At 56.7% G+C, this 26,272-nt stretch carries 20 protein-coding genes; 17 read left to right on the forward strand and 3 right to left on the reverse strand.

The annotated features are described in order from the left end of the window. Positions 1 to 33: 33 nt before the first annotated feature. Positions 34 to 633: an acetate uptake transporter gene (gene satP, locus ACUTQW_RS13970; RefSeq protein WP_006323541.1), complete on the reverse strand. Its 600-nt coding sequence runs from the start codon at positions 631 to 633 to the stop codon at positions 34 to 36. 324 nt (positions 634 to 957) lie between these two features. Here satP and dnaK point away from each other — a divergent pair, with 324 nt between their 5' ends. From dnaK to nhaR, 4 genes are all read left to right on the forward strand, one after another. Then, a complete protein-coding gene (gene dnaK, locus ACUTQW_RS13975) occupies positions 958 to 2,871 on the forward strand; it encodes a molecular chaperone DnaK (protein ID WP_004950026.1) in 1,914 nt (637 codons plus the stop codon). A gap of 106 nt (positions 2,872 to 2,977) precedes the next feature. After that, the gene (dnaJ, locus tag ACUTQW_RS13980) at positions 2,978 to 4,108 is read left to right on the forward strand and encodes a molecular chaperone DnaJ (protein WP_006323543.1); all 1,131 of its coding nucleotides are present in this window, start codon (positions 2,978 to 2,980) and stop codon (positions 4,106 to 4,108) included. 241 nt (positions 4,109 to 4,349) lie between these two features. Further along, on the forward strand, positions 4,350 to 5,516 hold the full coding sequence (nhaA, locus tag ACUTQW_RS13985) for a Na+/H+ antiporter NhaA (RefSeq protein WP_006323544.1): 1,167 nt from the start codon (positions 4,350 to 4,352) through the stop codon (positions 5,514 to 5,516). Positions 5,517 to 5,710: 194 nt separating this feature from the next. Next, positions 5,711 to 6,610 carry a transcriptional activator NhaR gene (nhaR, locus tag ACUTQW_RS13990; protein WP_004950031.1) on the forward strand — a complete coding sequence of 300 codons (900 nt, stop codon included), beginning with the start codon at positions 5,711 to 5,713 and terminating at the stop codon, positions 6,608 to 6,610. 68 nt (positions 6,611 to 6,678) lie between these two features. On the opposite strand, the gene rpsT is transcribed toward nhaR, so the two are convergent. Continuing rightward, positions 6,679 to 6,942: a 30S ribosomal protein S20 gene (gene rpsT / locus ACUTQW_RS13995; RefSeq protein ID WP_006317535.1), complete on the reverse strand. Its 264-nt coding sequence runs from the start codon at positions 6,940 to 6,942 to the stop codon at positions 6,679 to 6,681. Between the two features lie 390 nt (positions 6,943 to 7,332). Between rpsT and ribF the strand changes: the two genes are divergently transcribed. The 5 genes from ribF to ispH are packed head-to-tail and all read left to right on the forward strand — an operon-like array spanning position 7,333 to position 13,049. Further along, complete coding sequence (ribF, locus tag ACUTQW_RS14000) at positions 7,333 to 8,271, forward strand: bifunctional riboflavin kinase/FAD synthetase (RefSeq protein WP_004950032.1); 939 nt, start codon at positions 7,333 to 7,335, stop codon at positions 8,269 to 8,271. A 32-nt stretch (positions 8,272 to 8,303) separates the two neighbouring features. Then, on the forward strand, positions 8,304 to 11,120 hold the full coding sequence (gene ileS / locus ACUTQW_RS14005) for an isoleucine--tRNA ligase (protein ID WP_006323548.1): 2,817 nt from the start codon (positions 8,304 to 8,306) through the stop codon (positions 11,118 to 11,120). A 13-nt stretch (positions 11,121 to 11,133) separates the two neighbouring features. Continuing rightward, positions 11,134 to 11,643 carry a signal peptidase II gene (gene lspA, locus ACUTQW_RS14010; RefSeq protein ID WP_004950035.1) on the forward strand — a complete coding sequence of 170 codons (510 nt, stop codon included), beginning with the start codon at positions 11,134 to 11,136 and terminating at the stop codon, positions 11,641 to 11,643. Position 11,644: 1 nt separating this feature from the next. Further along, a complete protein-coding gene (gene fkpB / locus ACUTQW_RS14015; RefSeq protein WP_235196043.1) occupies positions 11,645 to 12,115 on the forward strand; it encodes an FKBP-type peptidyl-prolyl cis-trans isomerase in 471 nt (156 codons plus the stop codon). Continuing rightward, a complete protein-coding gene (gene ispH, locus ACUTQW_RS14020) occupies positions 12,096 to 13,049 on the forward strand; it encodes a 4-hydroxy-3-methylbut-2-enyl diphosphate reductase (protein ID WP_006323551.1) in 954 nt (317 codons plus the stop codon). The genes fkpB and ispH overlap by 20 nt, the downstream gene beginning before the upstream one ends. A gap of 299 nt (positions 13,050 to 13,348) precedes the next feature. Here ispH and ACUTQW_RS14025 read toward each other — a convergent pair whose 3' ends face one another. Continuing rightward, positions 13,349 to 14,272, reverse strand: a complete 924-nt coding sequence (locus tag ACUTQW_RS14025) for a LysR family transcriptional regulator (RefSeq protein WP_006323552.1) — start codon at positions 14,270 to 14,272, stop codon at positions 13,349 to 13,351. A 190-nt stretch (positions 14,273 to 14,462) separates the two neighbouring features. On the opposite strand from ACUTQW_RS14025, the gene pvcA reads away from it, so the two are divergent. The 8 genes from pvcA (at position 14,463) to kefC (ending at position 26,196) form a co-directional block, all read left to right on the forward strand. Continuing rightward, on the forward strand, positions 14,463 to 15,428 hold the full coding sequence (gene pvcA / locus ACUTQW_RS14030; RefSeq protein WP_004950042.1) for an L-tyrosine isonitrile synthase: 966 nt from the start codon (positions 14,463 to 14,465) through the stop codon (positions 15,426 to 15,428). Positions 15,429 to 15,518: 90 nt separating this feature from the next. Next, positions 15,519 to 16,382, forward strand: coding sequence for a TauD/TfdA dioxygenase family protein (locus ACUTQW_RS14035; RefSeq protein ID WP_004950044.1), 864 nt, complete (start codon positions 15,519 to 15,521; stop codon positions 16,380 to 16,382). A gap of 24 nt (positions 16,383 to 16,406) precedes the next feature. After that, positions 16,407 to 17,666 carry a glycosyltransferase gene (locus tag ACUTQW_RS14040; RefSeq protein ID WP_006323554.1) on the forward strand — a complete coding sequence of 420 codons (1,260 nt, stop codon included), beginning with the start codon at positions 16,407 to 16,409 and terminating at the stop codon, positions 17,664 to 17,666. Positions 17,667 to 17,928: 262 nt separating this feature from the next. Then, positions 17,929 to 18,750, forward strand: a complete 822-nt coding sequence (gene dapB, locus ACUTQW_RS14045; RefSeq protein ID WP_006323555.1) for a 4-hydroxy-tetrahydrodipicolinate reductase — start codon at positions 17,929 to 17,931, stop codon at positions 18,748 to 18,750. Between the two features lie 470 nt (positions 18,751 to 19,220). Continuing rightward, entirely contained in the window at positions 19,221 to 20,369 is a 1,149-nt protein-coding gene (gene carA / locus ACUTQW_RS14050) for a glutamine-hydrolyzing carbamoyl-phosphate synthase small subunit (protein WP_004950050.1), read from the forward strand. A gap of 17 nt (positions 20,370 to 20,386) precedes the next feature. Next, entirely contained in the window at positions 20,387 to 23,611 is a 3,225-nt protein-coding gene (carB, locus tag ACUTQW_RS14055) for a carbamoyl-phosphate synthase large subunit (protein WP_445654878.1), read from the forward strand. Positions 23,612 to 23,792: 181 nt separating this feature from the next. Further along, positions 23,793 to 24,350 (forward strand): glutathione-regulated potassium-efflux system oxidoreductase KefF, encoded by a 558-nt coding sequence (gene kefF / locus ACUTQW_RS14060; protein ID WP_445654879.1) that lies wholly within the window; start codon positions 23,793 to 23,795, stop codon positions 24,348 to 24,350. Then, on the forward strand, positions 24,343 to 26,196 hold the full coding sequence (gene kefC / locus ACUTQW_RS14065; protein ID WP_006323559.1) for a glutathione-regulated potassium-efflux system protein KefC: 1,854 nt from the start codon (positions 24,343 to 24,345) through the stop codon (positions 26,194 to 26,196). Before kefF ends, kefC begins: the two co-directional genes overlap by 8 nt. Positions 26,197 to 26,272: the final 76 nt, after the last annotated feature.

Consider the following 26,272-nt stretch of genomic DNA (forward strand, 5'->3'; position numbering starts at 1 on the left):
GACGCAGGGTTTTTTGTTTCAGGCCAAAGGCAATTACGCCGTCGCCGGAACAGGCTCCGCACCTTTGGCAGTCACTGCGCCAATCGGCAGCACCGTACGGCCAAACTGCTCGTTGAGCACTTCCGCCATGGCCAGGTAAATGGCGCTGGCGCCGCAGATCACCCCTTCATAACCGGCAAAGGTCAGCAGCGCGTGGTTGCCGGTGATGTTGCCAATCGCCAACAGGGCGAACAGCAGCGTCAGGCTGGCAAAGATGAATTGCAACGCACGATTGGCGCACAGCGTGCCGAAGAACATGAACAGGGTGAAAACGCCCCACAGCGCCAGGTAAATGCCCAGCACGGTAGCGTCGGTCGGTTCGGCCAGGCCCATGCGTGGCAGCAGCAGAATGCCGACCAGGCTCAGCCAGAAGCTGCCGTAAGAGATAAAGGCGGTCATGCCGAAGGTGTTGCCCTTCTTGTATTCCAGCAGGCCGGCCATAATCTGGGCCAGGCCACCGAAGAAAATCCCCATGCTGATGATGACGGAAGTCAGTGGGAAAAAGCCCGCGTTGTGCAGGTTCAGCAAGACGGTGGTCATCCCGAAGCCCATCAGGCCGAGAGGGCCGGGATTTGCCAACTTGTTGGTGTGCATATGTCCTCTGCGATAACAGAAAATTAACGGAAATAGCTAAGTAAATTCATAAATGGTCTGAATGGCCGAAAAAACCGTAACTTCCATCAGAGCGCGCGGCATCATAATGATCCCCTGAGCAGGAAACAATGATCTGAGTGACGATAAAAAAGAAATTTTTTTCACCTTGCCCCTTGATGCTGAGTGGGATGGCCCCATCTTATTTGCAACCGCAGTTGCTGACCGCGGGAAAGACTGAGATAGCGGGCAGTTGAAAAGCAAAAAATCGCCCGCATATAGGTTAGCAACCTGACCGATTATGAATTTATTAGTGGAGACGTTTAGATGGGCAAAATTATTGGTATCGACCTGGGGACTACCAACTCCTGCGTAGCAATTATGGATGGTGGTAAGGCGCGCGTGCTGGAAAACGCCGAGGGCGACCGCACAACTCCTTCTATTATCGCCTACACCCAAGACGGTGAGATTCTGGTTGGTCAGCCGGCTAAGCGTCAGGCTGTGACTAACCCACAAAATACCCTGTTTGCGATCAAGCGCCTGATTGGCCGTCGTTTCCAGGACGAAGAAGCACAGCGTGATAAAGACATCATGCCGTACCAAATCGTGGCCGCAGATAACGGCGACGCCTGGATCGAAGTGAAAGGCCAGAAAATCGCGCCTCCGCAGATTTCTGCTGAAGTGCTGAAGAAAATGAAGAAAACGGCGGAAGATTACCTGGGTGAACCGGTAACTGAAGCGGTTATCACCGTACCTGCCTACTTCAACGACGCACAGCGTCAGGCGACCAAAGACGCCGGCCGCATCGCAGGTCTGGAAGTAAAACGCATCATCAACGAACCGACGGCTGCAGCCCTGGCCTACGGCCTGGACAAAGAAGTCGGCAACCGCACCATCGCGGTTTATGACCTGGGCGGCGGTACTTTCGATATTTCCATTATCGAAATCGACGACGTCGACGGCGAAAAAACCTTCGAAGTTCTGGCAACCAACGGTGATACCCACCTGGGTGGCGAAGACTTCGACAGCCGTCTGATCAACTATCTGGTTGAAGAGTTCAAGAAAGAACAGGGCATGGATCTGCGTAAAGATCCGCTGGCAATGCAGCGTCTGAAAGAAGCCGCAGAGAAAGCGAAGATTGAGCTGTCTTCCGCTCAGCAGACCGACGTCAACCTGCCGTACATCACGGCAGACGCGAGCGGCCCGAAACACATGAACATCAAAGTGACCCGCGCCAAACTCGAGTCGCTGGTTGAAGATCTGGTTGCTCGTTCCATCGAGCCACTGAAAGTTGCGCTGAAAGACGCAGGCCTGTCGGTTTCCGACATTCAGGACGTGATCCTGGTGGGCGGCCAGACCCGTATGCCAATGGTTCAGAAGAAAGTCGCTGATTTCTTCGGTAAAGAACCGCGTAAAGACGTTAACCCAGACGAAGCCGTTGCGGTGGGTGCTGCGGTACAGGGCGGCGTGTTGGCCGGTGATGTGAAGGACGTTCTGCTGCTGGACGTTACCCCGCTGTCGCTGGGTATCGAAACCATGGGCAGCGTGATGACTCCGCTGATCACCAAAAACACCACCATCCCGACCAAGCACAGCCAGGTGTTCTCTACCGCTGAAGACAACCAGTCTGCGGTAACCATCCATGTGCTGCAGGGTGAGCGTAAACGCGCTAACGATAACAAGTCGCTGGGCCAGTTCAACCTGGACGGCATCCAGGCTGCTCCACGCGGTATGGCGCAGATCGAAGTGACCTTCGACATCGACGCCGACGGTATTTTGCACGTGTCTGCCAAAGACAAGAATACCGGCCGTGAGCAGAAAATCACCATCAAGGCTTCTTCCGGTCTGAACGAAGAAGAAATCCAGAAAATGGTGCGTGATGCCGAACTGAACGCCGAAGCTGACCGTAAGTTCGAAGAGCTGGTGCAGACCCGTAACCAGGCCGATCACCTGATCCACGGCACCCGTAAGCAGTTGGAAGAAGCAGGCGACAAACTGCCGGCGGAAGACAAAACGGCTATCGAAGCGGCGCTGAAAGATCTGGAAGTGGCGGTTAAAGGCGAAGACAAAGCCGAGATCGAAGCCAAGACCCAGGCGCTGGTGCAGGTTTCCGGCAAGCTGCTGGAAATGGCTCAGGCGCAGCAGGCTCAGCAAGGCGCTGATGCCGGTGCTGACAACGCGGCGCAGAAAGACGACGACGTGGTTGACGCTGAGTTCGAAGAAGTTAAAGACAAGAAATAATCGCCCTTAAGCGGGCACGTAACGGCCGTCAGGCCGTTACTGGAAACCAGCACGGGCGTCGAGGCAACTCTACGCCCGTGCACGCATGTTAAGGGTAAGAGAAATAATGGCGAAGAAAGACTATTACGAGATTCTCGGCGTCTCCAAGACGGCGGAAGAGCGTGAGATAAAAAAGGCGTATAAACGCCTGGCGATGAAATACCATCCTGACCGCAACCAGGAGAAAGACGCCGAAGCCCAATTTAAAGAGGTTAAGGAAGCCTACGAGGTCCTGACCGACGCTCAAAAACGCGCGGCCTACGATCAGTACGGCCATGCCGCCTTTGAACAGGGCGGTATGGGTGGTGGTGGCGGGTTTGGCGGCGGCGGCGCCGACTTCAGCGATATCTTTGGCGACGTATTCGGCGACATCTTCGGTGGTGGCCGCCGTCAACGCGCCAGCCGCGGTTCCGATCTGCGCTACAACATGGAGCTCTCCCTCGAGGAAGCGGTTCGTGGCGTTACCAAAGAGATCCGCATCCCGACGCTGGAAGAGTGTGGCGTTTGTCACGGCAGCGGCGCGAAGCCCGGCAGTTCGCCGGTGACCTGTCCGACCTGTCATGGTCAGGGCCAGGTGCAAATGCGCCAGGGCTTCTTTACCGTGCAGCAGGCCTGTCCGCACTGTCATGGCCGCGGTCAGATCATCAAAGATCCTTGCAACAGCTGCCACGGCCACGGCCGGGTAGAGAAAGCCAAAACGCTGTCGGTGAAAATCCCGGCCGGCGTAGATACCGGCGACCGCATCCGCCTGGCGGGTGAAGGTGAAGCGGGTGAGCATGGTGCACCGGCGGGGGATTTGTACGTTCAGGTTCAGGTGAAAGCGCACCCGATCTTCGAGCGTGAAGGCAATAACCTGTACTGTGAAGTGCCGATTAACTTCGCGATGGCAGCATTGGGCGGCGAGATTGAAGTGCCGACGCTGGATGGCCGCGTGAAGCTGAAGGTACCTGCGGAAACCCAGACCGGCAAACTGTTCCGCATGCGCGGCAAGGGCGTCAAATCTGTGCGTGGTGGCAGCCAGGGCGACCTGCTGTGCCGCGTGGTGGTGGAGACCCCGGTTAACCTTAACGACAAGCAGAAGCAGTTGTTGAAAGAGCTGGAAGAGAGCCTTGGCGGCCCATCCGGCGACAAAAACAGCCCGCGTTCGAAGACCTTCTTCGACGGCGTGAAAAAGTTTTTTGACGACCTGACTCGTTAACCTACTGTTTGCGTTAGCGTAATGCGTAAAACCCCGGCGTCGAATCCGGGGTTTTTTATTGATTTTCGGATCCCAACGTCCCCTCATTAGAATGTGACTTACATCGTTAATTGCTCGGTTTTTACGATGTTAATAGCATTTATAAACGTGTTTTTTCGAGCTTAAACGGCGTCTATACTCATTCCATTACTTTGTCCGCGGGACGTTTTTTCTGCCCCGCAATGCTGTGGAGAGACGTATTGTGACCAACATTATTCGTCAGTTTTTACGTCAGGAAGCCGCGGGCGGCATTATCCTGATTGTGGCCGCGATTATCGCGTTGATCATGGCCAACACTCCGGCTCAGGGGATTTATCACGCTTTTCTCGATTTACCTGTCATGGTGAAAATCTCCTCGCTGGAGGTTGGCAAACCCTTGTTGCTGTGGATTAACGACGGCCTGATGGCGATCTTTTTCCTGGTGGTCGGGCTGGAAGTTAAGCGTGAGTTGATGGAAGGCTCATTGGCCGGGCGTGACAAGGCGGTATTTCCGGCGATCGCCGCGTTGGGCGGTATGCTGGCGCCGGCGCTGATTTATTTGATGTTCAACGGCGCGGATGAGGTCACCCGTCAGGGCTGGGCAATCCCGGCGGCTACCGACATTGCGTTCGCCCTTGGGGTTATGGCGCTGTTGGGGAACCGCGTTCCCACCAGCCTGAAGGTGTTCCTGTTGGCGCTGGCGATTATCGACGACCTGGGCGTGATCGTGATTATCGCGCTGTTCTATACCCATGAAGTGTCGATGGCGGCACTGGGCGTGGCTGCGGCTTCCATTGCCGTGCTGGCGTTGATGAACTGGCGTGGCGTGGGGAAAACCTCGCTCTATATGTTTGTCGGCCTGGTGTTGTGGGTGGCGATCCTCAAGTCCGGGGTGCATGCGACGCTGGCTGGGGTGATCGTCGGCTTTATGATACCGCTGCATGTGAAAAAAGGGCCGTCGCCGTCAGAGACGCTGGAGCATGGGCTGCACCCCTGGGTGGCGTTCCTGATACTGCCGCTGTTTGCCTTTGCCAACGCCGGTGTTTCATTGCAGGGCGTGTCGCTGAGCGGGCTGACTTCGCTGTTGCCAATGGGGATTACCGCGGGGCTGTTTATCGGTAAACCCTTGGGTATCTTCACTTTTAGCCTGCTCGCCGTGAAGCTGGGGATTGCCCGTCTGCCTGAAGGAATTGGTTTCAAACAGGTGTTTGCTGTTTCTGTGCTCTGTGGTATTGGTTTCACCATGTCGATCTTCATCGCTTCGCTGGCTTTTGGCGATGCGGATGTTGCATTAAGCACCTACTCGCGGCTGGGTATCCTGATGGGTTCCACCACCGCGGCGGTAGTGGGATACGGTCTGTTGCGTCTGTCGTTACCTCGAGTCAGATAACTCCTTTAGGGGATCCCCTGTTGATGGGGACACACTACAATAGCTGGTCGGAGTTGTTCAGTATAAAATATGTTCAACTTCGACCATTCTGTTTAGGACGAATGCAGCAACAGGTTGTCTGAAACATTACAAGGACATTAATCGCTCATCACGGTAGGCCTTTTGCCGATGCGAAACGTTAAGGAGAGCACCTCGTGAGGATGTCGCATATCAACTTTAATCACCTTTACTACTTCTGGCAGGTCTGCAAAGAAGGTTCGGTGGTCGGTGCCGCCGAAGCGTTGTTTCTGACGCCGCAGACCATTACCGGCCAGATCAAGGCGCTGGAAGAACGTTTGGACGGCAAGCTGTTCAAGCGTCAGGGGCGTGGGCTGGTGCCTTCAGAGCTGGGGCAGCTGGTTTTCCGTTATGCTGACAAGATGTTTATGCTCAGCCAGGAAATGCTGGATATCGTCAACTATCGCAAAGAATCGAATCTGCTGTTCGACGTGGGGGTGGCGGATGCGCTTTCAAAACGTCTGGTGAGTCAGGTTCTGGAAACGGCGGTGGTGGTGGACAACGAGCAAATCCACCTGCGTTGCTTTGAATCAACGCATGAGATGCTGTTGGAACAGCTCAGCCAGCACAAACTGGATATGATCCTGTCAGACTGCCCGGTGGATTCCAGCCAGCAGGAAGGGTTGTTTTCGCTCAAGCTGGGCGAGTGCGGCATTAGCTTCTTCTGCCGCCAGCCGGCGCCGGACCTGCCGTTCCCTGCTTGTCTGGAGCAGCGCAAGCTGTTGATCCCCGGCCGCCGTTCGATGCTGGGGCGTAAACTGCTCAACTGGTTTAACACCCAGGGTATCCAGGTGGAGATTCTGGGCGAGTTTGATGATGCTGCACTGATGAAGACATTTGGCATGTACCACAACGCGATCTTCGTTGCGCCGACTCTGTATGCGCAGGACACTTATAACGATGATGACGTGGTGGAGATTGGGCGTATAGATAGCGTGCAGGAGGAGTACTACATCATCTTTGCCGAGCGAATGATCCAGCATCCGGCGGTACAAAGGGTGTGCAACAAGGATTTCTCGGCGCTGTTTGCTTACTAGAACGGGTATTGCGGACGTAAAAAAACCGGCCTGAGCCGGTTTTTTTTATCAAGCAGACAACACGATGCTTATTGCATTGCGTTGATGCGCGCCGACAAGTTTGACTTATGACGTGCTGCTTTATTTTTGTGGATCAGACCTTTAGCAGCCTTGCGGTCCACGATTGGTTGCATTACGTTGAATGCGTTTTGTGCTACTTCTTTGTCGCCAGCTACGATTGCCGCTTCTACTTTCTTGATGTAGGTACGCATCATTGAACGACCACTAGCGTTGTGCTTGCGGCGTTTCTCAGACTGTACGGCGCGTTTCTTAGCTGATTTGATATTAGCCAAGGTCCAACTCCCAAATATATTCTATTGAGGACAATTCGAAGGCCGAGGAATATGCCCTTTTGGCCTGCGTTTGTCAATGAATTTGTGCAAATAAGCGCCGTTTGTACGGGCGGCACTTGCTACGTTGTGATGGCGCAGGATTTTACCAGCTTCGGTCATGGGAATACAGTCTTTCGCGAGAAAATTCGCCAATGATTTGTCGCCTTGGTCGCAAGCCATTGGCTGTAGTCGGTAATCGCGTTTATAGCACCGGATAAACTGCGGTCTGGGCGTTTCACCTGCAGATTATCTCCGGTATGGTATGTCTATTACATAAAGGCACCAATCGCGGGTTAACCTTAACCGCTGTACAAGGTATAATCCGGCGATTTCCACTGTTTTGAGCCAGCTATGCAGCTAATTCGCGGCGTTCACAATATCCGGGCACGTCACCATGGTTGCGTGCTCACCATCGGCAACTTCGACGGCGTACACCGCGGTCACCAGGCGTTGCTGGAGCAGCTGAAGCAAGAAGGGCAGCGTCTGGGGTTGCCCGTGATGGTCATGATCTTTGAGCCACAGCCGCTGGAAATGTTTGCAGCGGACAAGGCGCCGGCCCGGCTCACGCGTTTGCGTGACAAGGCCAAATACCTGGCACAGGCGGGGGTAGATTACCTGCTGTGCGTCAAGTTTGATCCGCGTTTCGCCGCCAATACCGCCCAGGCGTTCGTCGCCGAACTGCTGGTGGAAAAGCTTGGCGTGAAATTCCTGATGGTCGGGGATGATTTTCGCTTTGGCGCAGCCCGTCAGGGCGATTTTCCGTTATTGCAAAAAGCCGGAGAAGAATACGGCTTTGAGGTGATCAGTACGCCGACCTTCCGCGAAGGCGATCAGCGTATCAGCAGCACGGCCATTCGCAATGCGCTGCGCGATGATGACCTGGCGCAGGCGGAAACGCTGCTGGGCCATCCGTACAGCATTTCTGGCCGGGTGGTGCACGGCGATGAACTGGGCCGCACCATTGGCTTCCCAACCGCCAACCTGCCGCTGAAGCGCCTGGTTGCGCCGGTGAAAGGGGTTTATGCGGTGGATGTTTATGGTCTGGGCCCTGAACCGCTCCCTGGCGTGGCCAATATCGGCACGCGCCCGACCGTTGCCGGCGTGCGACAGCAGCTGGAAGTCCATCTGCTGGATGTCACAATGGATCTTTACGGGCGCCATATTGACGTGGTGCTCCGCGCGAAATTGCGCAATGAACAGCGTTTTGCTTCGCTCGATGCGCTGAAGCAGCAAATCGCCAATGATGTGGTGACGGCCCGGAAGTTCTTCGGGCTACAGACACCGGTTTAATCTCTATAGCCGAAAACGGAACCGAGAATCTAATGAGTGACTACAAGAATACCCTGAACTTGCCGGAAACAGGGTTCCCGATGCGCGGCGATCTCGCCAAGCGTGAACCTGGCATGCTGCAACGTTGGTATGAACAGGATCTGTACGGGATGATTCGTACTGCCAAAAAGGGCAAAAAATCCTTCATTTTGCATGACGGCCCTCCGTATGCGAACGGCAGCATTCACATTGGTCACTCGGTTAACAAGATTCTCAAAGACATTATTATCAAGTCTAAAGGGATGTCCGGTTTCGACTCGCCTTATATTCCGGGTTGGGACTGCCATGGTCTGCCGATCGAACTGAAAGTAGAGCAGCTGTACGGTAAGCCGGGCGAGAAACTTACGCCGGCGGAATTCCGTCAGAAATGCCGTGAGTACGCCGCTGAGCAGGTTGAAGGCCAGAAGAAAGACTTCATCCGTCTGGGCGTACTGGGCGACTGGGATCACCCGTACCTGACCATGGACTTCAAAACCGAAGCCAACATCATCCGCGCGCTGGGCAAAATCATCAGCAACGGTCACCTGCTGAAAGGCGCCAAGCCGGTGCACTGGTGTACCGATTGCGGCTCTTCGCTGGCGGAAGCGGAAGTTGAGTATTACGACAAAACTTCGCCGTCAATCGATGTGGCTTTCCACGCGGTTGACGCGGCTGCCGTGGCGGCCAAATTTGGCGTGACCCACTTTAACGGCCCGGTTTCTCTGGTGATCTGGACCACGACGCCGTGGACATTGCCGGCTAACCGCGCTATCTCGCTGCACCCGGAGTTTGCTTATCAGCTGGTACAGGTTGAAGGCCAGTGCCTGATCCTGGCGGCCGAATTGGTCGAGAGCGTGATGAAACGCGCCGGCATCAGCGCGTGGACCGTGCTGGGCAGCTGTAAGGGCGCCGATCTGGAGCTGTTGCGCTTCGAACACCCGTTCATGGGCTTCGACGTGCCGGCAATCCTCGGCGATCACGTCACGCTGGACGCCGGTACCGGTGCGGTGCATACCGCGCCTGGCCACGGCCCGGACGACTTCGTGATCGGCCAGAAATACGGCCTGGAAGTGGCCAACCCGGTAGGGCCGAACGGCTGCTACCTGACCGGCACCTATCCGCTGCTGGACGGCAAGTTCGTGTTCAAGGCCAACGATCTGATCGTTGAGCTGTTGCGTGAGAAAGGCGCACTGCTGCACGTGGAAAAACTGGTTCACAGCTATCCTTGCTGCTGGCGCCACAAAACGCCGATCATCTTCCGCGCTACCCCGCAATGGTTCATCAGCATGGATCAGAAAGGCCTGCGTCAGCAGTCGCTGGAAGAGATCAAAGGCGTGCAATGGATCCCTGAATGGGGCCAGGCACGTATCGAAACCATGGTCGCCAACCGCCCGGACTGGTGCATTTCGCGTCAGCGTACCTGGGGCGTGCCGATGTCGCTGTTTGTGCACAAAGACACTGAGCAGTTGCACCCGCGCAGCGTAGAGCTGATAGAAGAAGTGGCGAAACGCGTTGAGCAGGACGGCATTCAGGCCTGGTGGGATTTGGACGCGGCCGATATTCTCGGCGCTGACGCTGCCGACTACATGAAAGTGCCCGATACCCTGGACGTGTGGTTCGACTCAGGTTCGACCCACTCTTCGGTCGTGGACGTGCGCCCTGAGTTCAACGGCCACGGCGCCGACATGTATCTGGAAGGTTCCGATCAGCATCGCGGCTGGTTCATGTCATCACTGATGATTTCTACCGCCATGAAGGGCAAAGCGCCTTATAAAGAAGTGCTGACTCACGGTTTCACCGTTGACGGTCAGGGCCGCAAGATGTCCAAGTCGATCGGCAACACCGTCAGTCCGCAGGACGTGATGAACAAGCTGGGTGGCGACATTCTGCGTCTGTGGGTGGCGTCTACCGACTACACCGGCGAGATTGCGGTTTCCGATGAAATCCTGAAACGCTCCGCCGATTCTTACCGCCGTATCCGCAACACCGCGCGCTTCCTGCTGGCTAACCTGAACGGGTTCGAGCCGAGCACCGACTGCGTGGCACCGGAAGAAATGGTGGTGCTGGATCGCTGGGCGGTCGGCCGTGCGCTGGCGGCGCAGCAGGATATCGAGCAGGCTTACGCCAACTACGATTTCCATGAAGTGGTGCAGCGTCTGATGCAGTTCTGTTCGGTCGAGATGGGCTCCTTCTATCTGGATATCATCAAGGATCGTCAGTACACCGCGAAGAGCGACAGCATCGCCCGCCGCAGTTGCCAGACCGCGCTGTTCCACATCGCGGAAGCGCTGGTACGCTGGATGGCGCCGATCATGTCGTTCACTGCCGATGAAATCTGGGGCTTCCTGCCGGGCAAGCGCGCGCAGTACGTGTTCACTGAAGAGTGGTACGACGGCCTGTTCGGTCTGGCCGAAGGCGAAAGCATGAACGATGCCTTCTGGGCCGAACTGCTGAAAGTGCGTGGCGAAGTGAACAAGGTGCTGGAACAAGCGCGGGCCGATAAGCGCCTTGGCGGTTCTCTGGAAGCGGCGGTCACGCTGTATGCCGACAGCGAGCTGGCTGAGCGTCTCAATAGCCTGCAAGACGAATTGCGCTTCGTGCTGCTCACCTCGGCGGCGCGCGTTGCGCCTCTGGCCGATGCGCCGGCGGATGCGCAGGCGTCGGAACTGGTGAAAGGTCTGAAGATTGCCTTCAGTACTGCAGAAGGCGAGAAGTGCCCGCGCTGCTGGCATTACACCACTGACATCGGCCTGGTGGCGGACCACGCAGACATCTGTGGCCGCTGTGTGATCAACGTAGCCGGCGACGGCGAAAAGCGTAACTACGCCTGAGAACAAGTGCCTGATGAGTAAACCAATCTGTTCGACCGGCCTGCGTTGGCTATGGGTGATGGTAGTGGTGCTGGTGCTGGATTTTGCCAGCAAGCAGTGGATCCTCGGTAACTTCGTGCTGGGCCAGTCCCAGCCGTTGATCCCGTCGTTCAATCTGTTCTATGCGCGCAATTACGGTGCCGCATTCAGCTTCCTCGCCGATCACGGCGGCTGGCAGCGCTGGTTCTTCGCCGGTATCGCTGTCGCCATCGTGGCGGTGCTGCTGGTGATGATGTACCGCAGTCAGGCGCAGCAGAAGCTGAACAATATCGCCTATGCTTTTATCATTGGCGGTGCGCTAGGCAACCTGTTTGATCGTCTTTGGCACGGCTTCGTGGTCGATTTTATCGATTTTTATGTGGGCAACTGGCACTACCCGACCTTCAACCTGGCGGATAGCTTTATCTGCGTGGGGGCGGCGATGATTGTGCTGGAAGGCTTCCTGTCGCCGGCGAGCAAAGGCGCAAAGAGTAAAGGTGAGTAATATGACGGCTCAGGTTAACGGTGGCAGCGCAGTGCTGGTTCACTTCACACTGAAACTGGAAGACGGTTCAACCGCAGAGTCGACCCGCGGTAACGGCAAACCGGCGTTGTTCCGCCTGGGTGACGGCAGCCTGTCGGCACCGCTGGAAGAGCGACTGCTCGGCCTGCGTGCGGGCGATAAATGCGCCTTTACCCTGCAGCCGGAAGCGGCGTTCGGCGCAGAGAATCCGGATCTGGTCCAGTTCTTCTCACACCGTGATTTCGCGGAAACCGGGGTGCCGGACGTGGGCACCATCATGCTGTTTACCGCCATCGACGGCAGCGAAATGCCGGGTGTGGTGCGTGAAGTGGCGGAAGAGTCGATTACCGTTGATTTCAACCATCCACTGGCGGGCCATCCTGTGAGCTTCGATATCGAAGTGCTGGAGATTGACCCGCAGCAGGAGGAGACGCATGCAAATATTGCTGGCTAACCCACGCGGCTTTTGCGCCGGGGTTGATCGTGCGATCAGTATCGTTGAGCGCGCGCTGGAGATTTACGGCGCGCCTATCTACGTGCGTCACGAAGTGGTGCATAACCGCTACGTGGTGGACAGCCTGCGCGAACGCGGGGCCGTGTTCATCGAAGAGATTGCCGAAGTGCCGGACGGGTCGATTCTGATCTTCTCGGCGCACGGGGTTTCCCAGGCGGTGCGGGCAGAAGCCAAAGCCCGTGATCTGACCATGCTGTTTGATGCTACCTGCCCGTTGGTGACCAAGGTGCACATGGAGGTGGCGCGAGCCAGCCGCCGGGGCACCGAGGCAATCCTGATTGGCCATGCCGGCCATCCGGAAGTGGAAGGCACCATGGGCCAGTACAGCAACCCGAAGGGCGGCATGTATCTGGTGGAATCGCCGGAAGACGTGTGGAAACTGCAGGTGAAGGACGAAAGCAACCTGTGCTTTATGACGCAGACCACGCTGTCGGTGGATGACACCTCAGAAGTGATCGACGCCCTGCGCCAGCGTTTCCCGAGCATTATCGGGCCGCGCAAAGACGACATCTGCTACGCCACCACCAACCGGCAGGAAGCGGTACGCAATCTGGCCGGCGACGCGGACGTGGTGCTGGTGGTCGGGTCGAAAAACTCGTCCAACTCCAACCGTCTGGCCGAGCTGGCTCAGCGCGTTGGCAAGCCGGCGTACCTGATCGACTCTGCGGCGGATATTCAGGAAGCCTGGCTGAAAAACGCCCGCAACATCGGCGTGACCGCCGGAGCGTCGGCGCCGGACGTGTTGGTCCAGGATGTCATCAGCCGCCTGAGAACGATGGGCGGTGTGGATGTGCATGAAGTCAGCGGCCGTGAAGAGAATATCGTATTTGAAGTGCCGAAAGAGCTGCGTGTTGATATCAGACAGGTCGAATAAGCTTTTTGGCAAAAGTGTTACCACGGGGAGCTATGGCTCCCCGTTTTGCATTTTGGGGATAAGTTGCGGGATAAATAGCAAAATTGAGAAGGGCTGATTCAAATTTTCTGTTACTTAAAGCCAAGTTCGTTCTGACTATTTGAATTAACCCTGCAGGAATGATTATATTGGCGAAAATAAAGTTATTAAGGATAATATCATTAGGCTGCAATCTAAAAATAACGCTCTGGTGCTGGTCAGCAATCGGCTGAAAAGTTAAAAAACTAAAGTAATTGGTGTTACAGATACTTCTTATTTAATTAAGTGCGTAACTGGTCTACGGAATTTTGTTCTTTTTCTTTTAAATGGATTTTCATATGTTCCAGTAAACGGCGAACCTTTAATGGTTGGCTGTCACGGCGAGGCATAATCGCATAGCAATTAATCTCCGGTAATCGCCATTCAGGCAACACTTCCACTAAATCACCGCTGCGTAATTCACGTTCAACATTGACGAAGAAATTACGGATAATCCCCTTGCCGGCCAGCGCCAATTCTTTCATCGCCATGCCGTTATTGGTAAATAGACGCCCGGTCATGCGCAACCGGTGCTCATCGCCATTCGCGTGGTTCAGCCGAACAAACTGCGGGTTTCCCAAAGGGGTGAAGGTGACCCATTGATGGCGGGTTAAGGCCTGTGGAGACTCCGGCACGCCGTGGTCGGCAAGGTAGGCCGGGGAGGCGCACAACACTTCGCGAAAGCGCGCCAGGCGGGTGGAGACGTAGCTGGAGTCGGCCAGCACGCCGCCGCGGATCGCCAGATCTATCCGTTGGCCTATCAGGTCGATTTTCTCGTCATGGATTTCCAGCCGCAGCGTGATGCGCGGATGTTCATCCAGAAAGCTTTGCAACGCCGGCACCAGATAATGGGTGGCGAATTCCGTGGAGGTGGCGACGCGCAGTTCACCGGCCAGTTCGCCGCGCAGCGCGGCAATACGCTGTTGACCCCGCTCGGCGGCATGGATCATCAGCACGCAATCCTCATAAAAACATTGTCCGGCCTCTGTCAGGCTCAGTGAGCGAGTAGAGCGCAAAAGTAATTGAATGCCCAGTTCGTTTTCCAGCTGGCGGATATGCTGGCTGACGGCCGAGGTGGTAATGCCTAATTCTTTGGCTGCCATGCTGAACGCGCCGCAATCGACAACTTTAGAAAAAATAGCCATGCGTTTTAGAATATTACTCATAGTTTGTTAAGTTCAACTTAACCAAGATTGCAAATTATAAGGGCTAATAATATAGCATTATCTCTTCTATATTGCCTGAAGCAGATAAACGCACGGTGAGACTTATTGCCTGCGCATCATTCCTCTTTTTGATAAGTCTTATTGCGTTTGCGAATAAAATTCTTATGCCACATCTGAACAGGAGTTAATTGTGGATATTGCCTATATTGAAACCGTGTCATTAAAAATTCTCCATGAGTTATTACAATATCGGCGTCGCTTTCCCGGCCTTGAAACCTCAAATACTGAGGAGGAACGGGTCGTTTCTCAGGTGCAATTGCCGCGTATCCGGGCATTCATTGCAAACAATCAGCGCATCGAATTTGTGCTGCCGGCCTTCCCGACAAAATCACCCAATACCAATAAAGTGATCGGCGCGGTGCCCGACATGGCGGAACGGCTATCGTTGATATTCCTAAATTCTCTGTGTCAGCGCATCCAGCTTTATTACCCGCCGGGAGCGCATATCGTGATCTGCTCTGATGGTCATGTGTTCGGTGATTTGATCCGCGTCAGCGACGATGCCATCAACCATTATCAGCGCGAAATTGAAAACCTGTTGCACGAGGTGGGGGCGACGCACCTGAGCGTGTTCAACCTGGGTGACGTCGAAGGGCTGGCGGAACATACCGACGACTACGACCTGCTGCGTCAACTGCTGGTCGACGGCTACGCCGAACCGGAGGAGGCAATCAAGCAGCAACTGATGCAGGACGAGCAGGGATTGCAGCTGTATCGCGCCATTACCCGTTTTCTGTATGAAGACAGCCAGTTGCCGGGTTACAGCGGCTCCAATGCGGCGTTGCAGAAAGACGCCAAACAGCGCGCCTGCGGCGTAATACAGCGCAGTTGGGCATGGGGCAACCTGCTGGCCCAACATTTCCCGGCGGCGATACGCCTGTCTATCCACCCGCAACCCGCTGACAGCCTGAAAATGGGCATCCATATGATGCCGACCAAAGACGACTGGCTGACGCCGTGGCACGGCGTGGCGGCAAACGTCAACGGCCAGTTCGTGCTGATGAAGCGCAAAGACGCGCAGCAGCTGGCGGGTGAACTGGTGGCGATTCGCGGCACGCCAAGCCATTACCTGATCGAACAGCCTCAGGTGGCGTAACACGCCACGTTGCGCCCGCTGCGTTGGCGGGCGTGTTTTAACGGCACGGTTGCCGTGTGAGCAGCAAATTCGCTTCAAGGAGAGTTACCGATGGACAATCAACAACTGAATTGCCGCATTGAGCTTAATACCCCGTTTGGCGCAGTGCTGACCCCGAAATATCCCGGACAGCCAATCAGCGAGCTGCCGGTAGCGGCGCTGCGGGCGCTGGCGCAAAGGCACCATCTGCTGGTACTGCGTGGTTTCGATTCCGGCTTTACCGATCCTCAGGTGTTGACCCGCTATGCCGGCGGTTGGGGAGAGATCATGATGTGGCCGTTCGGCGCCGTGCTGGACGTGAAGGAGCATCCGGACGCCAAAGATCACATTTTCGACAGCAGCTATGTCCCGCTGCACTGGGATGGCATGTACAAACCGACCATTCCCGAGTTTCAGCTATTCCACTGCGTGGCGGCACCGTCGCAGGATGAGGGCGGGCGCACCACCTTTGTCGATACTACGCGGCTGCTGGCCAATGCCGATGAATCGTTGTTGGCGCAGTGGCTGAAAGTGTCTATTTCTTATCGGATCAAGCAAGTGGTTCACTACGGCGGCGAGGTATGTTCGCCGCTGGTGGTGACGCATCCGAGCGGCAGCGGGGTGATCATGCGTTACAACGAACCGCCGACGGAGGGCAAGAAGTTCCTTAACCAGCATGCGCTTGAATATCATGGCGTGCCACAAGAAGAGCAGGAGACTTTCCATCAGACTCTGCAACAGCATCTCTACGATCCGCGCCACTATTACGCCCACCAGTGGCAGCAGGGCGATGTGGTGGTAGCGGATAACTTCTCGCTGTTGCACGGACGCGAAGGTTTCACCGCCCGTTCCGCCCGTCATCTGCAGCGCGTGCATATTCAGAGTAACCCGGTGTGCGCCAACCTGGCGCTGAAGCCGGCCAACGCAGAGGCTTAACAGGACATTATGGCAAGGATACTGATGGCGGCCGTCGCCACCCCAGGGCACGTTTACCCGATGCTGGGGATTGCTCGCTACCTGATTGCGCAGGGCTACCGGGTGCGGCTGATGACCGGTGCGCTGTTCCGCGAACGCGCCGAAGCGGTGGGCGCGCAGTTTGTGCCTTTCGATGCGCAGGTGGATTTCGATTATCGCTACCTGGAGCAGCATTTTCCCGAACGCGCCGCGCTACCACCGGGCAATGTACAGATGGCGCTGGCGCTGAAAGATTTCTTCGCCGCGCCGATCCCGTTGCTGGATCGGCAACTGAGGGCGGCGATAGCCGCCGAGGCGACCGATCTGCTGATGGTGGAAAACTGCTTCTACGGAGTATTGCCGCTGTTGCAGCTAACCGACCGCCTGCCGGTGATCGGCATTGGCGTGACGCCGCTGTCGTTCTCGTCCGAAGATTCCATCTTTTACGGGCCGCGCATTCCCCCGGCGCTGTTGCCGCGCGAACTGCAACGTGAACAATTGGTGGACGAAGCCACGCGTGCCTTGATCGATGAGGTACAGCAGAGCTTCAACGTCGCGATGGCGCAATCCGGCGGCGGGCCGCTGCAACAGCCGTTCACGGATGCGTTGATAGGCGGCTGCGATCGCTTTTTGCAACTGGCTACCCCGGCGCTGGAGTATCCGCGTGACGATCTGCCGGCAGGCGTGCGATTTGTCGGCCCGTTGCGCGGTGCGGCGGCGGCACCGCAAGGCGGAGGCGAGTGGGATGAAACGGATCCTCGCCCGTTGGTGATCGTGACGCAGGGTACGTTGGCGAATGTCGATCTGCACCAGTTGATTGTTCCGACGCTAAAAGCGCTGGCCGGGTTACCGGTGCGGGTGCTGGCGACCACCGGCGGCCGCCCGGTTGATGGGGTGTTGGCGCAACTGCCGGACAACGCCAGAGTTCGGGAGTTTATCTCTTTCGAGCACTGGCTGCCGCAGGCGGCGCTGTTGATCACCAACGGCGGTTATGGTTCGATCAATTATGCGTTGGATCATGCTGTGCCCTTGATTGTCGCCGGGACCGGCGAGGATAAGCTCGAGGCGGCTTCTCGGGTGGTGGCCGCGGGCTGCGGGATTAACCTGCATACCAGCGAGCCGGATGAGGCGCAACTGCGGCAGGCTGTGCAGCAAATCCTGTCGCAGCCGGTTTATCGGCAACGCGCGGCGCTGGTACAGGCCGACTATGCCCGCCATGATGCCTTGGCGGCGATTGCCGAAGAGGTGGCAGCCTTAACCGGCTGAAAGCCGTAATCGAGTTCCTCAGGGCGCCCTTTGCGGCGCCTTTTTTATGCAGGTTTCTCTCATCAAATTTGCATGATTATGTACAATTGAAAAACGGGTTTTATTTGACCGGTTGTTAACCCATTGACAACATTACTGATGAAAAGCGGGAGATATCATAATTTTCTAATTATGAAATGAATCTTCTGGCGGTGATCCTATGGGGCAGTTACCCTAAACCTATAGCCTATGGAGTAGGCGTCTAATCAAGAAGAGAGCAAGCATGACTGATTCACAAATCCGCATTGCGATTGCGGGTTCCGGCGGCCGCATGGGGCGCCAATTGATCCAGGCGGTACATCAGGTGCAGGGCGTGGTGCTGGGGGCTGCGGTGTCGCGTCCGGGTTCAAGTCTGATCGGCACCGATGCCGGCGAACTGGCGGGCGTGGGCTCGCTGGGCGTGACCGTCAGCGACAGCCTGGAAAAGGTGGTCGATGACTTCGATATTCTGATCGACTTCACCCGCCCGGAAAGCACGCTGGCGTACCTGGCTTTCTGCGTCGAACATCGCAAGGCGATGGTGATCGGCACCACCGGTTTTGACGATGCGGGCAAAGAGGCCATCCGCGCCGCCGCGCAGCAGATTGGCATCGTGTTCGCCGCCAACTTCAGCGTGGGCGTCAACCTGGTGCTGAAACTGTTGGAAAAAGCCGCTCAGGTGATGGGTGACTACACCGACATTGAAATTATTGAAGCGCACCACCGCCATAAAGTGGATGCCCCTTCGGGCACGGCGTTGGCGATGGGCGAGGCGATTGCCGGCGCGCTGGGGCGTGACCTGAAAGAATGCGCCGTCTATGCGCGCGAAGGTTATACCGGCGAACGCGATCCCAAGAGCATAGGTTTCGCCACCATCCGTGCCGGCGATATCGTCGGTGAGCATACCGCGATGTTTGCCGACATCGGCGAGCGGGTGGAAATCACCCATAAAGCCTCCAGCCGCATGACTTTTGCCGCCGGTGCGGTTCGGGCGGCATCTTGGTTGCATAGCCAGGATAAAGGTCTATTTGATATGCGGGACGTGCTCGGATTGGACCAGTTATAATCTATTTGAATACCATCGTGATGTGGTTGTATTGATCATAATGCTATGATTAACGGACAATAATTTTATTGTCCTTTTTTTTAACATTAAAAACGAAGGCTTTATCCGTTTTTTATTGCTTGATTATTATTTCTTGTTATTTTCTTGCGTTTTTTGGCGAGTAATTTCCCTGATAGATACTTTTCACCCGATAACAGACCTTTGGAAAGGTGATTTTTTGTCATTCTTCCTCGCAACCGTTTACCCACCCGAGTTTAGCTGTGTTTTTATGGCTGCTGACCCTATTAAACGTTGAGAAGTGCAAAAATAAGAGAAAAAATGGCGCTTTGGGTAGACAAGTGGAGCACTCATCATTAAAATGCGCCCAATTTGCCAAAAATTGGCCTTGAGGGCGGTTTTTGCATTGATTTAGATCGCGATATCTGAATTAATATGCAGATATTGTGATTGATTATTCCTCGGAGGGTGTTTTGATTAAGTCAGCGCTATTGGTTCTGGAAGACGGAACCCAATTCCACGGTCGGGCCATCGGGGCAGAGGGTACGGCAGTGGGGGAAGTGGTCTTCAATACGTCGATGACCGGCTATCAAGAAATCCTCACTGATCCTTCCTACTCTCGCCAGATCGTTACTCTTACTTATCCTCATATCGGCAATGTCGGCACCAATGCTTCCGACGAAGAATCCTCCGCGGTACACGCCCAAGGCCTTGTCATTCGTGATCTCCCTTTGATTGCCAGCAACTACCGCAGCGAAGAAGGCCTGTCAGAATACCTGAAGCGTCATAACATCGTGGCGATTGCCGATATCGATACCCGCAAACTGACCCGCCTGCTGCGCGAAAAAGGCGCACAGAACGGCTGCATCATCGCCGCCGATTCACCGGACGCCGCGCTGGCGCTGGCCAAGGCGCAGGGTTTCCCGGGCTTGAAAGGCATGGACCTGGCGAAAGAAGTGACCACCAAAGAAGCTTACAGCTGGCAGCAGGGTAGCTGGACGCTTGAAGGCGACCTGCCGGAAGCCAAGCCGGCCTCCGAGTTGCCGTTCCACGTGGTGGCTTACGACTACGGCGCCAAGCGCAACATCCTGCGCATGTTGGTGGATCGCGGTTGCCGCCTGACGGTGGTGCCGGCGCAGACCCCGGCAGATGAAGTATTGAAGATGAATCCGGACGGCATTTTCCTGTCCAACGGCCCGGGCGACCCGGAGCCTTGCGATTACGCCATCACCGCCATCAAACAGTTCCTGGAAACCGACATTCCGGTGTTCGGCATCTGCCTCGGCCACCAGTTGCTGGCGCTGGCCAGCGGTGCGAAAACCGTGAAGATGAAGCTGGGCCACCACGGCGGTAACCACCCGGTGAAAGATCTGGATAACGACTGCGTGATGATCACGGCACAGAACCACGGGTTCGCTGTTGACGAAAATAACCTGCCGGCCGAATTGCGCGTAACGCACAAATCACTGTTTGACCACACGGTGCAGGGCATTCACCGCACCGACAAAGCGGCGTTCAGCTTCCAGGGCCACCCGGAAGCCAGCCCAGGCCCGCACGACGCCGCGCCGCTGTTCGACCACTTTATCGAACTGATCGAGACTTACCGTTCTAACGCCAAATAATCAGGAGCAGTAAAAAAATGCCAAAACGTACAGACATAAAAAGCATCCTGATCCTCGGCGCTGGCCCGATTGTCATCGGCCAGGCGTGTGAGTTCGACTATTCGGGTGCCCAGGCGTGTAAAGCGCTGCGCGAAGAGGGTTACCGGGTCATTCTGGTGAACTCCAACCCGGCCACCATCATGACCGACCCGGAAATGGCCGATGCGACCTACATCGAGCCGATCCACTGGGAAGTGGTGCGTAAAATCATCGAAAAAGAGCGTCCGGATGCCGTGCTGCCGACCATGGGTGGCCAGACCGCGCTGAACTGCGCGCTGGAGCTGGAGCGTCAGGGCGTGCTGGCCGAGTTCGGCGTGACCATGATTGGCGCCACGGCCGACGCTATCGACAAAGCCGAAGACCGCCGCCGTTTCGACGTGGCGATGAAGAAAATCGGCCTGGATACTGCGCGTTCCGGTATCGCGCACAATATGGAAGAAGCGCTGGCGGTTGCCGCCGACGTTGGCTTCCCGTGCATCATCCGCCCTTCCTTTACCATGGGCGGCACCGGTGGCGGCATCGCATACAACCGCGAAGAGTTCGAAGAGATCTGCGAGCGCGGCCTGGATCTGTCGCCAACCAAAGAGCTGTTGATCGACGAATCGCTGATCGGCTGGAAAGAGTACGAGATGGAGGTGGTGCGCGATAAGAACGATAACTGCATCATCGTCTGCTCTATCGAAAACTTCGACGCCATGGGCATCCATACCGGTGACTCCATCACCGTGGCACCGGCGCAAACGCTGACCGACAAAGAATACCAAATCATGCGTAACGCCTCGATGGCGGTGCTGCGTGAAATCGGCGTGGAAACCGGCGGTTCCAACGTGCAGTTCTCGGTTAACCCGAAAAACGGTCGCCTGATCGTCATCGAAATGAACCCGCGCGTGTCCCGCTCTTCGGCGCTGGCGTCAAAAGCCACCGGCTTCCCGATTGCCAAAATCGCCGCCAAGCTGGCGGTGGGTTACACCCTCGACGAACTGATGAACGACATCACCGGCGGCCGCACTCCGGCGTCCTTTGAGCCGTCCATCGACTACGTGGTGACCAAAATTCCTCGCTTTAACTTCGAGAAATTTGCCGGCGCTAACGACCGCCTGACCACCCAGATGAAATCCGTCGGCGAAGTGATGGCGATTGGCCGCACTCAACAAGAGTCGCTGCAGAAAGCGCTGCGCGGTCTGGAAGTGGGCGCCACCGGCTTTGACCCGAAAGTGAACCTGGACGATCCGGAAGCGCTGACCAAAATCCGTCGCGAACTGAAGGATGCCGGTTGCGACCGTATCTGGTACATCGCAGACGCGTTCCGTGCCGGCATGTCGGTTGACGGCGTGTTTAACCTGACCAACGTTGACCGCTGGTTCCTGGTGCAGATTGAAGAGCTGGTGCGTCTGGAAGAGCAGGTTGCGGAATCCGGCATCAACGGCCTGGCCCAGGAGTTCCTGCGTACCCTGAAGCGTAAAGGTTTCGCTGATGCACGCCTGGCCACGCTGGCCGGCGTAGCCGAGAGCGAAATCCGCAAGCTGCGCCACGGCTATGGCCTGCACCCGGTTTACAAGCGTGTGGATACCTGTGCGGCGGAGTTCGCCACCGACACCGCCTACATGTACTCCACTTATGAAGAAGAGTGCGAGTCCAACCCGACCAACGACCGTCCGAAAGTGATGGTGCTGGGCGGCGGTCCGAACCGTATCGGCCAGGGCATCGAGTTCGACTACTGCTGCGTGCACGCCTCGCTGGCGCTGCGCGAAGACGGTTACGAAACCATTATGGTCAACTGTAACCCGGAAACCGTTTCCACCGACTACGACACGTCCGACCGCCTGTATTTCGAGCCGGTTACGCTGGAAGACGTGCTGGAAATCGTGCGCATCGAGAAGCCGAAAGGCGTTATCGTGCAGTACGGCGGCCAGACTCCGCTGAAGCTGGCGCGTGAGCTGGAAGCCGCCGGCGTGCCGATTATCGGTACCAGCCCGGATGCGATTGACCGTGCCGAAGACCGTGAACGTTTCCAGCAGGCGGTACACCGCCTGGGCCTGAAACAGCCGGCCAATGCCACCGTTGCCACCATCGAACAGGCGGTAGAGAAAGCGGCCGGTATCGGTTACCCGCTGGTGGTACGTCCTTCCTACGTACTGGGCGGCCGTGCGATGGAGATCGTCTACGACGAAATCGACCTGCGCCGTTACTTCCAGAACGCCGTCAGCGTCTCCAACGACGCGCCAGTGCTGCTGGACCGCTTCCTGGATGACGCGGTAGAAGTGGACGTCGATGCCATTTGCGACGGTGAGCGCGTGCTGATTGGCGGCATCATGGAACATATCGAACAGGCTGGCGTGCACTCCGGTGACTCCGCCTGTTCACTGCCTGCTTACACCCTGAGCAAAGAAATTCAGGATGTGATGCGCCAGCAGGTCGAGAAACTGGCGTTCGAGCTGCAGGTGCGCGGTCTGATGAACGTACAGTTCGCGGTGAAGAACAACGAAGTCTACCTGATTGAAGTCAACCCGCGTGCCGCACGTACCGTGCCGTTCGTTTCCAAAGCCACCGGCGTGCCGCTGGCCAAGGTAGCTGCACGGGTCATGGCGGGCAAGACGCTGGCCGAGCAGGGCGTAACGGAAGAAGTTATCCCGCCTTACTACTCAGTGAAAGAAGTGGTGCTGCCGTTCAACAAGTTCCCTGGCGTCGACCCGATTCTGGGGCCGGAAATGCGTTCTACCGGGGAAGTGATGGGCGTTGGTCGCACCTTCGCGGAAGCCTTCTCCAAGGCGATGCTCGGCAGCCAGTCAGGCATGAAGAAACAAGGCCGTGCGCTGCTGTCGGTGCGTGAAGGCGATAAAGCCCGCGTGGTGGATCTGGCGGCAAGCCTGCTGAAACAGGGCTTCGAGCTGGATGCGACCCACGGCACTGCGGTAGTGCTGGGCGAGGCGGGCATTAACCCGCGTCTGGTCAACAAGGTGCATGAAGGCCGTCCGCACATTCAGGACCGTATCAAGAATGGCGAGTACACCTACATCGTGAACACCACGGCCGGTCGCCAGGCGATTGAGGACTCCAAGCTGATTCGCCGCAGCGCGTTGCAGTACAAGGTGCATTACGACACCACCCTGAACGGCGGCTTTGCCACCGCGATGGCGCTGAAAGCGGATCCGACCGAGCAAGTTACCTCAGTGCAGGAGCTGCATGCTCGCATCACCAAGTAATTCAGTGATGCCGTAATGCCCGAGGGCGCTGCATATGCAGCGCCCTTATTTTTTTATCTTGTTCAGCAAATTTGTTGCCTTGAATTAGAAATTTCCGCTATCAATCATTCAGCAAAATGTCACGCTGTGTGATTGGTATATGCTTGATAAATTGGCAAGGGACAAAGGAACGACGACAACAATGATTCTGATTATTTACGCTCACCCGTATCCCCGGCATTCGCATGCCAATCACCGTCTGCTGCAGGCGGTAAAAGACATTTCGGACGTGGAAGTACGCGCGCTCTATGAGCTGTATCCTGACTTCAACATCGATATCAACGCCGAGCAACGTGCGCTGGAGCGTGCCGATATGGTGGTGTTTCAGCATCCCATGCAGTGGTACAGCCTGCCGCCGCTGCTGAAACTGTGGATCGACAAAGTGCTGGAGCACGGCTGGGCTTACGGCCATGACGGCGATGCGCTGGTGGGAAAAGATTGCCTGTGGGCGGTCACCAGCGGCGGGGACGAGCATCATTTTGAACTGGGCGATTACCCAAATTTCGCCGTATTGGGGCAGCCGCTGCAGGCGACCGCGCTCTATTGCGGCATGAACTGGCAACCGTATTTTGCCGTGCATAATACTTTTACCTGTAACGAGCCGGCGCTGATTGCCGCCGGCGAGGCTTACCGCCAGCGTTTGGTTGAGTATTTGATGGAACACAGTGAGCCTGCGGATCAGGGAGTCGGCCATGGATAATCACAAGATGATGATTGAGGGGCTGATCTATCTCGGATCGGCCGCGCTGTTCGTACCTATCGCAGTGCGTCTCGGACTGGGCTCGGTGCTCGGCTACCTGATCGCCGGCTGCATTATCGGCCCCTGGGGGCTGAAGTTGGTCTCCGACGCCGAGTCGATCCTCACCTTTGCCGAGATTGGCGTGGTGCTGATGCTGTTTATCATCGGGCTGGAGCTGGATCCTAAACGGCTGTGGACGCTGCGCGCCTCGGTGTTTGGCGGGGGCAGTATCCAGATGGTGGGGTGTGGGCTGGCGCTCAGCGCCTTCTGTTACTTCCTCGGGCTGGACTGGAAGGTGGCGCTGCTGATTGGCCTGACGCTGGCGCTGTCTTCTACCGCCATCGCCATGCAGGCGATGAGCGAGCGTAACCTGACGCCATCGCCGATTGGCCGCAGCTCGTTCGCGGCGCTGTTGTTCCAGGATATCGCGGCGATCCCGCTGGTGGCGATGATCCCTTTGCTGGCCAGCAGCGGCGCTACCACCACGTTGGGCGCGTTCGCCCTGTCTGCGGCGAAGGTGGTGGGCGCGCTGGCGATAGTGGTGCTGCTTGGGCGCTACGTAACCCGGCCGCTGCTGCACTTTGTCGCCCGGTCCGGCATGCGTGAAGTGTTCAGCGCCGTGGCGCTGTTCCTGGTGTTCGGTTTTGGCATCTTGCTGGAAATGGCCGGGCTATCGATGGCGATGGGCGCTTTTCTCGCCGGGGTGCTGCTGGCGAGTTCGGAATATCGTCATGCACTGGAAAGCGACATCCAGCCGTTCAAGGGCCTGTTGCTGGGGTTGTTCTTTATCGGTGTCGGCATGTCGATCGACTTCGGGACTCTGTTCCACCATCCGTTGCTGATCGCCTCGCTGTTATTGGGCTTTATGTTGATCAAGGCGGCGTTGCTGTGGCTGATTGGGCCGTGGCTGGGCGTGCCAAAACGCCAGCGCGGCATGTTTGCCATTTTGCTGGGGCAGGGCAGTGAGTTTGCCTTCGTGATCTTCGGCGCCGCACAACTGGCCGGCGTGTTGCCACCGGACTGGGCTAAATCGCTGACGCTGGCGGTGGCTCTGTCGATGGCGGCGACGCCGCTGTTACTGGTGGTGGCCGCGAGGCTGGAGAAAAATGCGCCGAAGGACGAACTCCCTGCGGATGTGATTGATGAAGAAAACGCCAGCGTGATCATTGCCGGCTTCGGCCGTTTTGGCCAGATCGCCGGCCGTTTGCTGTTGGCTAACGGTGTCCACACCGTGGTGTTGGATCACGATCCAGACCATATTGAAACGCTGAGAAAATTCGGTACCAAAGTGTTTTACGGCGACGCGACTCGCGCCGATCTGCTGGAGGCGGCGGGTGCCGCGCACGCCAAGGTATTGATTAATGCCATCGACGATGTGGAAGCCAACCTGCAACTGACCGAACTGGCCAAGCGACACTTCCCGCACCTGAAAATCGTGGCGCGCGCGCGCGATGTCGATCACTGGTATCAGCTTCGGCAGTTAGGAGTGGAAAGCCCGGAGCGTGAAACCTTCGAAAGTTCGCTGCGCATTGGCCGTGAGACACTGGAGCTACTGGGGCTGGACGCCTACGAGGCGCGTGAGAAAGCGGATACTTTCCGGCGTTACAACCTGAAGATGCTGGAAAACACGCTGGAGAATTACCAGGATACCGAGTTCCGCATCGCCAGCCTGCAGCGGGCTAAGGAAATGCTCAGCGCGGCCATCGAGCAGGATCAGAATCGGTTGGCGCGGGTGCAGCAAACCGGCTGGCGCGGCAGCATCGACGGCAAGGCGCCGGAAGACGAGGTGGTGGAAGCCAAGGGCTAACGCTGATCTTTACCCAAAATACCTGGTGCTGCAGCTAGGCGGCAAGTACGTGAATCCCCAGGAGCTTGGTGAACCA

It is taken from the genome of Serratia sp. TSA_7, from assembly GCF_052692135.1.